This window comes from Rhizobium sp. BK376 (genome assembly GCF_004341625.1).
Classification (GTDB): Bacteria; Pseudomonadota; Alphaproteobacteria; order Rhizobiales; family Rhizobiaceae; genus Rhizobium.
This window is the reverse complement of the sequence record NZ_SLZG01000020.1, coordinates 87,469-101,420: the sequence shown is the minus strand read 5'-3', so window position 1 is coordinate 101,420 and position 13,952 is coordinate 87,469. Positions and strand designations below refer to the sequence as shown.

Sequence of the window (13,952 nt, the reverse complement as noted above, 5' to 3'; positions counted from 1 at the left end):
CTCTTCTTTCAGCTCGTCAATGCGCGATACGAACGGGGTGCCATGATCCTGACGTCAAACCGCGGGTTTGCTGAATGGGGCGATGTCTTCGGCGAACCAATGATGTCATGATGCCTTCTTCCTCGATCGTCTATAGCGTTGAGCGCGAGCGCGCAGAAGGTCGATCTGGTCCTGCGTCAAATCGATTTGCCACGGCTGACCCTTGGCGAGTTGGTGTCCCTTGAGCCATCCGCGGGCGAGATAATCGAAGATGACCTGAGGTGTGATGCCCAGAGCTGCTGCGGCACCTTGAACGGAATAGGTTCCGTCCGGCCACCTGGCGGGATTGGCGTTCGTGCCGTTGATTTTGACGGTTGGAATGCCCCAACGTCTGCGCAAGAGCCAGACATTGTCACCTTTGAAGTCGCAATTCTGTGCAGCAAGGAAGCCTTCCGCGTTCAGTACCGACGCAATTTCCTTGTCCATTTTGCCGGCGGTGTTCAGCTCCGTCACGCGCGCTCGTAGTTTGTCGATATCGATATAGTCACCATAGGTGTGAACGCGCCTTTGGACAGAGTGCTCGCTTGTCGCTCCCGTTTGCCACAGGATCTTGACCCATACCTGGCCCCGCAGGCGCTTTTGGTCGAGAACGACCTCGCAGATGATGAGGCGCAGGATGCTCTTTCGCTCGGCCGCCGTGGTCGATGAGGCACGCCAGATGCGCGGCAGGTCTTCTCCGAGTGCCAGTAGCCCGTCGCGATCTGTCTCACTGAGAACCAGGGGTTCGTCGGACCGCCATCGTTCGTAATCCTGCTCGATGGCCTCGGCTGCACGCAGCTTCTCTTCCCATCCCCGCTCCAGCGATCGGGCCACCAAGCGGTTCTCAGGCTCGACTGCGTCGTATTGGCGTCGTGCCCTTTCCGCCTCATAGCGCGCCCGTTCACGCCGCAATCCCCATTGACGCTCAAGTTGACGTGCTTCCTCTTCGATCTGGCCCAGTGCGGCGATGGCGATCGCGATCCTGTCTGGCGTTAGAGCCTCAAGTAGAATGCCTTCGATGCGTGCGTCGACGGGCAGAGCGCGCACCTCCTGGCATAACGGCCCTCCGTCGTGACCGCGATCGGCCCGGCACGTGTAGACGGGATAGTCCCCTGTGGGGCCGCTATAGCGCAAACTCATCCGCCGGCCGCACCGCCCGCAGACAGCGATGCCCTGCAGTAATGCAGCGCCCTTACGCGGCGCTCCCGTATGGCCGGCTTCGTAGTGGTTGATGTTGTTCTCCAATCGCCGTTGGTTATCCATAAACTCCTCCCAGCCGATGTAACCAGGATGGGCCGCTTGCAAACAGACCTCCCAGTCTTCGATGGGAACCTTGGTTGTGCGTGGCAAATACACGTCCTGACGAATGCGCCCTCCAGTCTGCCGTCGTCGACCGTAAACATAGGCCCCAGCATAGCCGGGATTATGGAGAATGCTGAGCACCCGCGGGTTGGTGGCCTCTTGCCAGACGACTTCGTGCGGCGCCGGACCATGGAGAGGACGCATTGGCAACGGCAAATCCTCCTTGCGTAGATAGCGCATTACCGCCCGCGCGCTTCCCAATTCGCGGAATTTGCTGAAGACGAGGCAGAGCCTCGCCTGCACCTCCTCATCGGGGTTGAGAATGATCTGGCCCGAGAGGGCATGAGACAATCCGGCGGGCAGGCCAAAGCGCAATTCGCCGCGTGCCGCTTTCTGGCGCTCGCCCTGATGAAGGCGTTGCCTGATCTGGTGCAACTCCGCTTCGCTCATGATGCCGGATAAGCCGAGCAAGAGTCGGTCGTGGTAAGCACAAGGATCGTAGAGCCGTTCGCCGTCGGCAATAATAACGCCGAACAATGCGCACAGATCAAGGAGCTGATGCCAATCACGATTGTTGCGGGCGAGCCGAGAGGCATCGAGGCTGATGACTAGCCCCGCGTTGCCCAGTCCGATCTCCGCGATCAACTTCTTGAAGCCTTCTCGCTCGACGCTGCCCGAGCCGGATTTGCCGAGGTCTTCATCAATGACGTGCACGCGTTCATGTGGCCAGCCAAGAGCGACGGCACGATCGATGAGGCGATACTGAAGCTCTGTGCTTTCCTGATGATGCCGCACCTGGTTTACGGAAGACTGGCGGACATAAATATAAGCAAGCTTGCCGCGATGCTCGGCGGTGACTTGGCTGTCGGGGCTACTCGTCGCTCTCAGCATGCCGATCCACCTTTGTCGGCACACGGATTGACCGCATCCGCATCAACAGGGGGACAAGTTTTTGAGCAAGTTGTTTCCGCGTCTCCGTCGGCAGATCGAGCCACGGACGCGGGACTGTCGTGCTCGGGGTCAGAAGCTTTACGAGGGACTGAGACGCTACGCGGTACGGTTTTGATTGCACGTTCATCGCGAATCACCTCCTTAGAACGGGAGGTAACCATGCTGTCCAAATGGCGCATCAATGTGAGCAGAGTTCGAACGCTGATGCGAGGCGCCGATTTCGACTCGCTCCGCGCTTCCAGCGAAACGGTTACAAGATCGGTTATCGACCGGCGAATTGAACGGTGGCGTCCGTCAGGTAATCGAACGACAACGAATGCCGCGCCGCGTCCGGACTGGACCGACACCAGCTCAAGACGCTGACCCGCAAGGCCGTGGCGCGGGTCAATGATAGTCACATGATGCACCACCCCGTCGATAATAGGGGCAGTCTGCGATGCTTGGTGATCCAGTCGTCGCAACCGCGCTGCTCGACAGACTGCTTCACCATGCCGTCGTCGTGCAGATCGAAGGATCAAGCTACCGCCTGCGGCAGCATGCCGAACTGATGCCGGAACATGTCCGCTCCAAAGCCCTCATCGCGCCGCCGGCATTCGCTCCACCACAAAAGCCGCGCGGTCGGCCGCCAAAAAATACCCAATTCTCCCCGGCGTCCACCTCGGCATAAGTGGGGAATTTTACTTCGGCACTTCTGGGGAAAATTCACGCGGCATTGACACCATTGGTGGCGCACACCGATGCAGCTCGCGCTGCTGCTCCTCGGGCTCTGCCTGGCGACCGCATTGTGGTCGGGAGTTCAGGCAATCAATGCCGAGGCGAGGGCGAGCTATGACAGAGCAGCGGCTGTCCTCGGCCAAGACCGATTTGACCAGCTGGTGCCCATCAGTGGGGAGACGGTCGGACAGGATGTTTTCGTTCGCCTGAGCCGCGCCGGCTGGAATGTTTCTCCGGTTTTGGAAGGCGACTGGAGGGTCGGCAATCGCCATATCCATCTTCTTGGCATCGACCCCATAAGCATACCACAAGGCGCGTCCGCTGGCTCGCTAGGCAGCACCTCCGACCTAGCCGCTTTTATCACTCCACCCGGCATGGTTTATGTTTCGCCGGAGACTGCCGACGAGCTGAAGGGGTCTCCAACCCCCAGGCTGGTGATCAGCAGGAACTTGCTACCTGGGACGGCCATTGCTGACATAGGCATCGCTCAAGGGCTCCTCGCGAAGCCATTGCAGATTTCGCGGCTGGTCGTCGCACCGGATCAGCCGATTGGAAGGCAGTCGCTGTCGGTCATCGCAGCGGAGCTCATTCTTAAAAAACCAGATGGTCAGGCCGATATCAGTCGTCTCACGGACAGCTTCCATTTGAACCTCACGGCATTCGGCTTTCTTGCGTTTGCCGTTGGTCTTTTCATCGTCTACTCGACGATAGGATTAGCCTTCGAGCAGCGGCGTCCAACGTTCCGGACGCTTCGATCCCTTGGCGTTCCGGCTAGGACGCTGATCGGTCTCCTCGCTGCCGAGCTATTGGTCTTCGCCACGATTTCGGGTGCTGTAGGCGTCGTTTTGGGATACTTCCTGGCATCATTCCTGCTCCCCGGCGTCGCGGCCACTCTCCGAAGTCTTTATGGAGCGAGCGTCGATGGAAGCCTGGCATTCCGAAGCAGTTGGATGCTGAGCGGGATGGCGATCGCCATATTTGGAACAGCTCTTTCGGCGACACAGAGCCTTTGGCAGATATCGCGTATGCCGCTTCTTGCTCCGGCCCAACCCAGGGCCTGGGCACTTGCGTCGGAACGACTGATCATCGGACAGTCTGCGATTTCGATGGTTCTACTCCTGACCTCGCTCGGCTTGCTGCGATGGGGTTCCGGGCTGGTCGCCGGATTCGGCGTTCTTGCCTGTTTGCTGTTGGGAGCTGCTCTGCTGCTGCCCGGCCTCTTAGCCATTTTCCTTTCGCTGATGTCACATCTATCCAGAAAACCGGTAGCCACGTGGTTCTGGGCCGACACTCGGCAACAGATTCCTGGCCTCGCATTGGCGTTGATGGCCCTGCTGATCGCCCTGTCGGCGAACGTCGGTGTGGGGACGATGGTGGCGAGTTTCCGGACAACCTTCACCGGTTGGCTGGACCAGAGGCTGGCTTCGGAACTCTATCTGACTGCAAGAACGGACCAGGAGGGGGACAAACTTGCGACTTGGCTACGCCCCCGCGTCGAAGCGGTTTTGCCAGTCTGGAATACGGAAGGGAACCTGGATGGCTTACCCGGGCAAGTGTTCGGTGTAGCAGATGACAAGACGTACCGAGACAACTGGCCTTTGCTCGAAGCCCGCCCCGATGCGTGGGACGAGATAGCAAGTGGCAGAGCCGTCTTGGTCAATGAGCAGCTCTATCGGCGTGGACATCACCGACTTGGCGATATCCTCTCACTACCTGGCGGTTGGCTGCTTCCCATCGCAGGCGTCTATTCAGACTACGGCAATCCGACCGGACAGGCTATTGTGGGGATCAACGCGTTGACGCGCCATTACCCCGACGTGCCGCGTCTGAGGTTTGGCGTACGGGTACCTCCGGGAAGGATCGAGCAACTGAGACAGGATCTGATCGGGCAGTTCGGTCTTCCCCCGCAAAACATCATCGATCAAGCCAGTTTGAAGCAGCGATCCATTCAGATATTCGAACAAACTTTCTCTGTCACCGCGGCCTTGAACGTTCTGACGCTGGGAGTTGCTGGCATTGCATTGTTCGCAAGTATGTCGACGCTTGCAAGAATGCGGCTGCCACAGCTCGCACCGGTCTGGGCAATGGGACTGACGAGGAGGCAGCTGGTCGCGCTCGAGTTATGGCGGACTTTGCTGCTTGTGCTCTTGACGCTCATTTTGGCGATCCCTGTCGGTATCGCTCTCGCCTGGGTCTTGCTCGCGGTTGTCAACGTGGAAGCATTCGGATGGCGCTTGCCCTTACGGCTCTTTCCTGGCGACTGGTTGCGCCTGGCCGGGCTTGCGGTCATCGCCGCTCTTGTCTCCGCGGCCGTCCCCTTACGGAGACTGTCGAAGGTTACGCCTTCGACACTGCTGAAGGTGTTTGCAAGTGAACGCTAGCATCCGCTCGATCCTCGTTTTCGGTCTGCTGGTCGCCTCGGCAGTAGGTGGCTATGCACAGGGTTTTGCAGGCCTCGGATCGACAGCACAGGGTTTTGCGGTCCCGAAGCCCGGGCTGCATTTCCAGTTCCCCGCCGACCATGCCCCGCATCCAGACTTCCGGATCGAATGGTGGTATGTAACGGCTAATCTCAAGGGCAATGATGGCCTCGATTACGGGGTTCAATGGACCTTGTTCCGGTCCGCCGCCGCTCCTGGAGAAGAGGCCGGTTGGTCCAGCCCGCAGGTGTGGATGGGCAACGCGGCCATCACCACACCCGATAGGCAATTTTCGGCAGAACGCCTCGCACGCGGCGGGATCGGCCAGGCAGGCGTAACCATCAGTCCGTTCGACGCATGGATCGACGAATGGGTACTCAGGGCGACAAGCGCTCCAGACGGCAGCGACCAGCTTTCCGAGCTAACGATGTCGGCGACGGGAGCTGATTTCGGATATCAGCTAAGCCTTGACGCCAAGGGACCGGTGGTGTCGCAGGGTGACAATGGGTACTCGGTTAAATCTGCGGAGGGCCAAGCCAGCTATTATTACTCCCAGCCGTTCTATTCGATCTCAGGAACCCTCCAACTGCCTGGCAAGACCGTGGAAGTTACCGGGAAGGCTTGGCTCGACCGTGAGTGGTCCAGCCAGCCGCTGGCCGCCAATCAAAAGGGATGGGACTGGTTTTCGCTACATTTCGACGATGGGTCGAAAATGATGGGCTTCCGTCTTCGGGATACTTCCGGAGGTGGCTTCACGTCCGGGACATGGATTTTTCCCGACGGCAGGCCCATGGAAATCGCTACGAATGAACTCAGGATCAACCCTCTCAAGACGGCGTCGGTAAGAGGGAGGGATGTTCCGGTTCAATGGCGATTGCAACTTCCGTCGAAGAACCTGGATATCACGGTGTCTGCCTTGAACAATGAATCCTGGGTCGACAGTCAATTCCCGTATTGGGAAGGACCAATCCGTATTTCCGGAAATCACGCCGGAGTCGGCTACCTCGAGATGACGGGATATTGAAGCGCGATTCGGCTCGAAAAGGGCAATAGTTGTCGTTTTCCATCGCCACATGAACCACGTTCGGACTGTCGCCGCGGAAATGCGGGCTCGGGATGGCTGAAGGTATTTTGCATCGAAGCACTGCCGTTCACGGGAGTTTCTGCAGTGATCGTGGTAGGATCGAAGGCTGAAGCGAGGAAGGGTGCCCTGTGACAGCACTAGACGCGAAACATCCCGTTGCTGCGCCACGATTGGCGTCCAGTGCCCAGAAGCTGCATCCGCAGTCGATCCATCGGAGCGGTGCGGGTCAACGAGCTGTACTTATCGCGCTCGCGGGCGACATAATCGTCGCTGCGATCAAGTTTTTCGCTGGTTTCCTATCGGGAAGCTCGGCGATGATCAGCGAGGGCGTCCACACCCTTATTGACGCGAGCACGGAAGTTATTCTCCTCTATGGCCTGATCGTTTCCCAGCGACGGGGGACACCTGCACACCAACTCGGCTATGGCCGCGAGGTTTTCTTCTGGAATTTCGTGGTCGCTATTCTGATTTTCTCACTGGGCTCGGGCGTCGCCTTCCTGGCAGGCTTACGTCAAATAATCCATCCGGCTCCGATCGAGGGCCATACCCTCAACTTCACCGTGATCGCGTGTTCGGCTGCCGTAGAGATCATCGGCTTGAGGGAAGCCTTTCGCAAATCCAAGCACGGGAGGTCCAAGGAGAGCCTGTACCAATCCCTTGTACGGCGGAGAGACCCAACCTCGATGACGATACTTTTTGGTGGCATCGCCGCGCTCATGGGGCTAGCGGTGACAACCCTCGGCTTGTTGGCGTCGATGGCAACCGGCAATGCTGCGTACGATGGAATGGCCTCCGTGGTTATCGCTGCCATTCTTGCGGTGACGGCTTTCAAACTTGCGACCGAAAGTAAATCGCTTCTGATCGGTGTTCCCGCCGATCCCGAAATCGTCAAAGGAATAATCGGCACGGTCGCAGCAGCCGGATCCGTAAAAGCCGTCAACGGCGTTGTTAGCGTTCACCTTTCGCCGGATCAACTGCTTGTGGCTATAAGTGTCGCATTCAAACCAGATTTGAATACCGAGGAGCTTGAAACGGCAATCGCCCAAATCGAAGCAGGCTTGCGGGTCGGGTTTCCTCAGATCGTTGCCCTGTTCATCAAACCGCAGTCGCCGGAACATTACGCAGAGCTGCATGGGAAAGGCGCGCCCGTGACATGTTTTGCCCGGGTGCAAAATATAGCGACGACGCCTTACACCTCGCTGTGACGCGCGCTCCTTCTTGGTCCAGTAAACTGCGCCGCTTATCCGGTGCCGCTCCGGATCGGCCAACTGGTTTTGATATCAGACAAAGTCGCCACTCCGGATGGGACCGTGATGTGGTGTCCGGAAGGCGAGTTCGATGAGCTCTTGATCTACGAAGCGCCGCCAAGCATGGCCGCTAAGCCCGGCATGTGACCCCGTCGAACGAAGCGCAGTCGACGAAGGCTTGGGTCCGATTGCGGGTGCGCCCTCCTGTGCGAGTGGCGTCAACATAATCTGCCACTGCGTCCCAGACGGGATAGATGATCAACAGGAAGGCCGCGCTCGACGGTAATTGTCGTCCGATGGCGAACGCCGCGGCCACCCACACGGTGGAAAGCTTAGAGGTAGCAGACATGCTCGCTGCCGAAAGAGCAAGGCTCGTCCCCGTTCCCTTCGCCAATTCGCTCGCTCTCTCCCGAAAGGCGCGCCGGACAAGGAAGGTCGATCTTCTGTGCCTTCGATCGATGAGCGACACTTGCTCGGATGCGCGATAAAATCGGCAGCGCCGGGCCACCCGGTTTTCGTTGGCGCCAGCCCTGACGTGATGGCCGATTGACGTCGGGCGAGCCATGCGTTTTGGGGATCGGACGTGATCGATGTGGCATGACAGATACTGATGGCCGATGAAGACGACGCGCCGCGATCGCCCTTACCCGCTCACCCGGTTTCCGCGATCAGGCGTGTCGCGTCGTCGGATGCCGGGACGAGGCGATGCGATAGGCGACCATGCCAAGAAGCATCGCCGCGGTGAACAGGACCGCCTGCCAGCGACCGATCACGACCGATGCGATGGCGGGACCCGGGCAGAGGCCAACCAACCCCCATCCGAGTCCGAAGAGCGCCGCGCCTGAAGCGAGCGAGCCGTCGATATTCCGGCTTGCGGGCACGTTGAACTGCGTCTCGAAGATCGGCCGGCTGTGACGTCGCTTGATCGCATAGGCGATCGATGACGGAACGAGAGCCCCGCCCATCACAAATGCGAGCGACGGATCCCAGGCACCCGTCAAATCCAGAAAGGCCCGCACCCGCGCCGGGTTCACCATGTCAGAGATGACCAGGCCTATGCCAAAAAGGACGCCGCAGACGATGGCGACCAAAACACGTTGGGTCATGACACAGCTCCAATCGCACGGCAAACATAGACGGTCAGTGCATCCTCCTTAAACTCCTAATTGCCTCCTTCGACAGCAAACGGACAGGTTCGATTGACTAGTCCTTGGTGCGTCGCCGCACGAATTGGGCGACCTAAACAAAAGGACCACGATATGAAGCTGAAATTGACCATAATGCTCGCTGCTATTGCCGCCATGCCTTCACTCGCTCTGGCCGGCCCGAGCTGCACCAGCGAACCGAAGTCCAAATGGATGTCGCAAGAAGCGATGAAGGCAAAGATCGACGCTGCCGGCTACAAGGTCAAGACCTTCCAGGTGACCGGAAACTGCTATGAGATTTACGGCAAGAACAAGGATGGAAAACGGGCCGAGGTTTATTTCAATCCCATTTCCGGCGATATCGTCAAATCCGAGATCGATGGTTGATCCGATGACTGAGACCGTCACCACGAGGGAGGGCCACGAGCCCTCCAACCCTCGCCCGGCAAAGGTTAAGGTGTGGGACCCGATCGTCCGTCTCTTTCATTGGACCGTCGTTGCCGCCTGCGTTCTCAATCTCTTCATTCTCGACGAGGGGAAATACTGGCATCGGATGACCGGCTATACCGTTGCCGCCGCTCTTGCCGTTCGCTTCCTCTGGGGCTTCATCGGCACCCGGCATGCCCGCTTTTCCGATTTCTTTCCGACGCCTTCCAAAATCATGTCGCAAATCTTTGACATGATCGACGGCACGGAGGAACGTTCGCTTGGCCACAATCCTCTGGCATCGGTTATGATGCTGTTGCTGATGATACTGCTCGCCGCCACCTGCCTGACGGGTTGGATGATGACGCTTGATGCCTTCTGGGGCGAGAAGTGGCTGGAGCAGTTGCACGGCACAATCGCCAATAGCATCATGGTACTGGCCTTTCTCCATGCTGCCGCGGCGCTGATCGAAAGCTGGCGACACAGGGAGAATCTGGTTTGGGCCATGGTGACGGGACGTAAGCGTGCATGAGGCTTTTGCTGATCGAGGATAGTCCGCGCCTGCGCGAACTCGTATCGGAAACGATACACGAGGAAGGCTGGCGCATAGATGCATTCGAGACCGCTGGTGAGGGACGCGCAGCCCTCGCCGCGGTCGAGTACGACCTTCTCCTTCTTGATCTCGGCCTGCCTGACGAGGATGGCCTCGATGTTCTAAAGACGATCCGGACGGCAAAACATCAGCTGCCCATTCTCGTCCTGACGGCTCGTGGCGCGGTCGATGAGCGAATTGCCGGGCTGGACGCCGGCGCCGACGATTATCTGACCAAGCCGTTCAACAATGGGGAATTGCTCGCGCGCATCCGTGCGCTTCTGCGACGTTCGCCGATGTCAGTCATGCCTGTGCTTGACTTCGCCGGACTGCAATTGGACCTGGCATCCAAGACGGTGCTTTGCGGTGGCACCGATCTGGCTCTCGCGCCAGCCGAGCGGTCTCTGCTCGAACTCCTGCTCCGCGAGGCGGGCAAGGTTGTGCCGAAACGGCGGATCGAACATGCTTTTTCCGAATTCGGTGACGAGAGGACGACCAATGCGGTCGAACTCGCGGTCTCGCGTCTGCGCAAGAAGCTGGATGGCCGGCAGTCCGGCGCGATCATCGAGACAGTGCGCGGTGTCGGATATATGTTGCGCGAGGTCGCTCATTGAAACTCGCAAACAGGTCCCTCGGCGTGATCATCATGGGAAGGATCGTGTTTTTCGCGGTCCTTGCCATGTTGCTTCAGCTCCTCGTGGTATTTTCCGACTATTATTGGAACGACGGCGAGCTTTCGCGCCTGTTCGTCGAGCAGGAGACTGATCGTCTTGCCGACGGGGTATCGGGGACTGCGCCGAACCTCGCCTTTACGCTTCCCGAGAGCCTGGCGGCCCGCTACGCTCGTCAGGACAGCGGCTATGTCGCGCGGGTCCGCACCGATGATGGCCGGATCCTGTTTGCGTCCTGCAGCGACGATTGCGAGCGCCGTTTCCTGCCGCTCGACATGCGCCCGCCGAACTTCTGGCTGCGCACGATCAGGCCCGGCAAGCCGCTGACCCTGGTCGGAGGCAGGGCGTTTGTCGCCGGCAATCAAACGATCCTTGTCGAGGTGGCAACGATTGGGGATCCGCAGGACGTCCTGTCGGATGTTCTCGGAAACGAAGTGCTCGAGCACATGATCGTCCCGATGAGCATCCTGCTGGTCCTCGTCTTAGGGGGAACGCTCCTGTCTGTGCGCAAGGCGTTGCGACCCGTGCGGGCGGCGGCTCTTGCCGCCGATGCGATGGATCCTTTCGATTCCCGTTCACATCTACTCACGGACGGAATGCCGCTCGAGATCGCCCATCTCGCCGAGGCGGTCAATCGCGCCTTTGCCCGGGTTGGCGAGTTGATGAAGTCACAGAAGGTTCTGACTTCAGGCATCGCCCATGAAGTGCGCACACCGCTTGCCGCCATGAAACTTGAACTGAGCCGTATCGACCACCCGCGGGCGCGCAAGGCAGAGGCGGATCTCGACGAGCTTGTCCGGTTTGTCGGGCAGCTCACGGCACTCGCACGCCTCGACAGCTTCGATCGCAGCCTTTTTACGGACGTCGATCTGAGCGAGATTGCCTCCGAGGTGGTCCAGTCGTTGGCACCCTGGGTCTATGGGCATCAGCATTCACTGGCGCTGGAAGGCAGCGCGCGCCGCGTCGTCAAGGCTGTGGACGGCCTGTTGAAGGATGCGATCCGCAACCTCATCGAAAATGCGGTCCGCCACACGCCACCTGGCACCGCCATCGTCGTACGCACGACCGCAAACGGGATAGATGTCGAAGACCTGAGGAAGGTAGGTCGTGATCGCCACGATGGCGATGGCCAGGCACAGGAACGATCGGGCGGAATGGGCATCGGTCTGAAAATTGTCCAGCAAATCGCCGTTCTCCATGGTGCGGTGTTCACACACACACAAACCGGACACGGCCGTATCGCGCAATTGCGGTTCCAGGATAATCCGGGCCCGGCGCTGATACAGCCACAATAGGCAGGGCAGATGAATGCGAGTGCTTCTCGTCGAAGATAATCCCAAGCTTGCGGCGGTGACCGTCGATGCGATGCGGTCCTACGGGTTTACGACAGATCGCGTTGCCACGGCCTACGACGCCGAGGAAGCTGCCGCGAATGTTGACTATGAAGCGATCATTCTTGATCTGGGGCTTCCCGACCGGGACGGCATGTCGTTGATCGAGCCCCTGCGGCGCATGACGCGCTCGACGCCGCTTCTTGTCCTGACCGCTCGCGATTCCCCCGCGTCCATCATGGACGCGCTAGATCGGGGTGCGGACGATTATCTCTGCAAACCCTTCGTGATGGGCGTGCTGGTCTCCCGTCTGCGAGCGCTGATGCGGCGCGGCGCCTTGCGCTATGACGTCATCTTGCGTGAAGGGAACGTCAAGCTGGATCTATCGCTCCACTCGGCACATGTCGATACGGTTGAATTGCAGCTCAGCCGCCGCGAATATGCGGCGCTGGAATTGTTTCTGCGGCGCGCCCACCATGTCCTGTCGAAATCCGATGTCGAGGGCGCCCTTTACGGATTCGGAGAGGAGCTGAGCTCCAACGCCGTCGAAGTGCTCATACATCGTCTGCGCAAGAAGCTGAGAACGGCGGGCGCCCTCGTCGATATTCATAACATGCGCGGCATCGGCTACATGCTTGCCGCCAGGCGGCCGTGATGGTTCGCCGGCTCACCCTTTTCGGGCGGCTCGTCTTTGCAATGTCTGTGGTGGCACTTGTTGCCACATGCGCCAGCGCGGCCTTTCTCTACATTCGCTTCCAGGCGGCCAATGATGAATTTCGCGAGGAGACACTGTCGACGTTCGCCAAGGAGCTGGGTCGGCAAATCGCATCTGATCCGACGTTGAGCGACATTCACGCGATCGCGTTGAAGTCCCGGATTCACGAGCTGCGGGGCGAATTTGCGGTTATCAGGACAGACGGCAGCTTGCTTGAGGGTTCGGGCGAAAAGGGTGAGCCGCTTATTCCAACGTCCGGCGACCAGACCCAGTTTTTCCTCCTGCCGAGCCACGACAAGATCAAGGCTCTGTTTGGCCTTTCTCTGAAGTTGGGCGGCGGCGGTCGGTTCGCCTTCGTCCAAGTGGCTTTTCCGCGTGAGCATGTCATCTTCGATAGCGTTCTAGAGGAGTTCGTCACTGACATTGCGTGGATATGGATCCCTTTCGTACTGGTGTTGCTTCTGACCAACGTGATCGTTCTTAAGCTCGCCCTGAAGCCGCTGACGGTCGCCGCGCAGGAGGCCCGGGCGATTACGCCATCAAGCATTGCCAAGAGGTTGACGGAAACACGGATGCCTGACGACGTTCTTTCGCTCGTCAGGGCCGTCAATGAAGCACTTGAGCGGCTTCAGACCGGTTTTCTGTCTCTGGAACAGTTCTCAGGCCTTGTCGCCCATGAGCTGCGCACGCCGCTTGCAATCGTCAAGACCCGACTGTCGCTCTCCCAAGACCGGATTGCGCGCGAGGTGGAGAGCGATCTTGCAGGGATCGAAAGACTTATCAACCAACTCATCGATCGTGTCAGAATTGGCGCCCTCCACTACGAGCAGGAAGACCTTGTGGATCTCGTGGATGTCGCCCGCCAGGTCGGACGGTTTCTCGCCCCGACGATATTCTCCGCCGGCTGCGACATCGAGGTCGCCGCCATAGCCGAGACGGTGACCGTTTCCGGCGCATTCGATTTCATTTTCAGGGCGCTGCGAAACCTGGTCGAAAACGCACTTCATCACAGTTCGGTCGGTGGAATGATCAGCATCCGCGTCTATCAATCGGGTATTGTCGTCATCGACCAGGGGGCCGGCTTTCCACCGTCGCGATTGAGCCAGCGGCACGACGCAAGGGTGGAAAGCGACCGCGCCGATGGATTGGGGCTCGGATTGTCCATCGTCGCCGAGACTATGGCTGCGCATGGCGGCCGGCTGAAGCTTTCAAACCTGCCGGCCGGCGGTGCTTCGGCGGCGATGGAGTTTCCGTTTCAACAATCCGGCGCAGGCTGAAACTCCCCGCCGGGTGATCCGCGTCATCGACATGGGTGCGATCTACAATCATCATTGAC

The 13,952-nt window shown here is 59.2% G+C and carries 11 protein-coding genes and 2 pseudogenes; 11 read left to right on the top strand and 2 right to left on the bottom strand.

Annotated features, from left to right (window positions below; translation table 11 throughout):
* Positions 1-108: pseudogene (locus EV561_RS29355) on the top strand (ATP-binding protein); the annotation flags it as partial.
* Here the strand turns inward: EV561_RS29355 and EV561_RS29350 are convergent.
* A complete protein-coding gene (locus tag EV561_RS29350) occupies positions 106-2,211 on the bottom strand; it encodes a recombinase family protein (RefSeq protein WP_132527129.1) in 2,106 nt (701 codons plus the stop codon). The pseudogene EV561_RS29355 and the gene EV561_RS29350 sit on opposite strands and share 3 nt — an antisense overlap.
* 502 nt (positions 2,212-2,713) lie before the next feature.
* On the opposite strand from EV561_RS29350, the pseudogene EV561_RS29345 reads away from it, so the two are divergent.
* The 4 genes and pseudogenes from EV561_RS29345 to EV561_RS29330 form a co-directional block, all read left to right on the top strand.
* A pseudogene (locus EV561_RS29345) lies at positions 2,714-2,938 on the top strand (ATP-binding protein); the annotation flags it as partial.
* A gap of 70 nt (positions 2,939-3,008) precedes the next feature.
* On the top strand, positions 3,009-5,366 hold the full coding sequence (locus EV561_RS29340; RefSeq protein ID WP_132527127.1) for an ABC transporter permease: 2,358 nt from the start codon (positions 3,009-3,011) through the stop codon (positions 5,364-5,366).
* Positions 5,356-6,429, top strand: coding sequence for a lipocalin-like domain-containing protein (locus tag EV561_RS29335; protein ID WP_132527126.1), 1,074 nt, complete (start codon positions 5,356-5,358; stop codon positions 6,427-6,429). The genes EV561_RS29340 and EV561_RS29335 overlap by 11 nt, the downstream gene beginning before the upstream one ends.
* Before the next feature lie 188 nt (positions 6,430-6,617).
* A complete protein-coding gene (locus EV561_RS29330) occupies positions 6,618-7,694 on the top strand; it encodes a cation diffusion facilitator family transporter (protein WP_132527124.1) in 1,077 nt (358 codons plus the stop codon).
* A 710-nt stretch (positions 7,695-8,404) separates the two neighbouring features.
* On the opposite strand, the gene EV561_RS29325 is transcribed toward EV561_RS29330, so the two are convergent.
* Positions 8,405-8,842, bottom strand: coding sequence for a DUF6691 family protein (locus EV561_RS29325; protein WP_132527122.1), 438 nt, complete (start codon positions 8,840-8,842; stop codon positions 8,405-8,407).
* A 153-nt stretch (positions 8,843-8,995) separates the two neighbouring features.
* Here EV561_RS29325 and EV561_RS29320 point away from each other — a divergent pair, with 153 nt between their 5' ends.
* Genes EV561_RS29320 through EV561_RS29295 form a run of 6 tightly spaced genes read left to right on the top strand, consistent with a single transcriptional unit; the run spans position 8,996 to position 13,893 of the window.
* Positions 8,996-9,268, top strand: a complete 273-nt coding sequence (locus EV561_RS29320; RefSeq protein ID WP_132527120.1) for a PepSY domain-containing protein — start codon at positions 8,996-8,998, stop codon at positions 9,266-9,268.
* A gap of 4 nt (positions 9,269-9,272) precedes the next feature.
* A complete protein-coding gene (locus EV561_RS29315) occupies positions 9,273-9,839 on the top strand; it encodes a cytochrome b/b6 domain-containing protein (protein ID WP_132527118.1) in 567 nt (188 codons plus the stop codon).
* Positions 9,836-10,513 carry a response regulator transcription factor gene (locus EV561_RS29310; RefSeq protein ID WP_132527116.1) on the top strand — a complete coding sequence of 226 codons (678 nt, stop codon included), beginning with the start codon at positions 9,836-9,838 and terminating at the stop codon, positions 10,511-10,513. The genes EV561_RS29315 and EV561_RS29310 overlap by 4 nt, the downstream gene beginning before the upstream one ends.
* Positions 10,514-10,545: 32 nt before the next feature.
* Complete coding sequence (locus EV561_RS29305; RefSeq protein ID WP_132527151.1) at positions 10,546-11,865, top strand: ATP-binding protein; 1,320 nt, start codon at positions 10,546-10,548, stop codon at positions 11,863-11,865.
* Between the two features lie 13 nt (positions 11,866-11,878).
* A complete protein-coding gene (locus EV561_RS29300; protein ID WP_132527114.1) occupies positions 11,879-12,556 on the top strand; it encodes a response regulator transcription factor in 678 nt (225 codons plus the stop codon).
* The gene (locus tag EV561_RS29295; protein WP_132527112.1) at positions 12,556-13,893 is read left to right on the top strand and encodes an ATP-binding protein; all 1,338 of its coding nucleotides are present in this window, start codon (positions 12,556-12,558) and stop codon (positions 13,891-13,893) included. Before EV561_RS29300 ends, EV561_RS29295 begins: the two co-directional genes overlap by 1 nt.
* Positions 13,894-13,952: the final 59 nt, after the last annotated feature.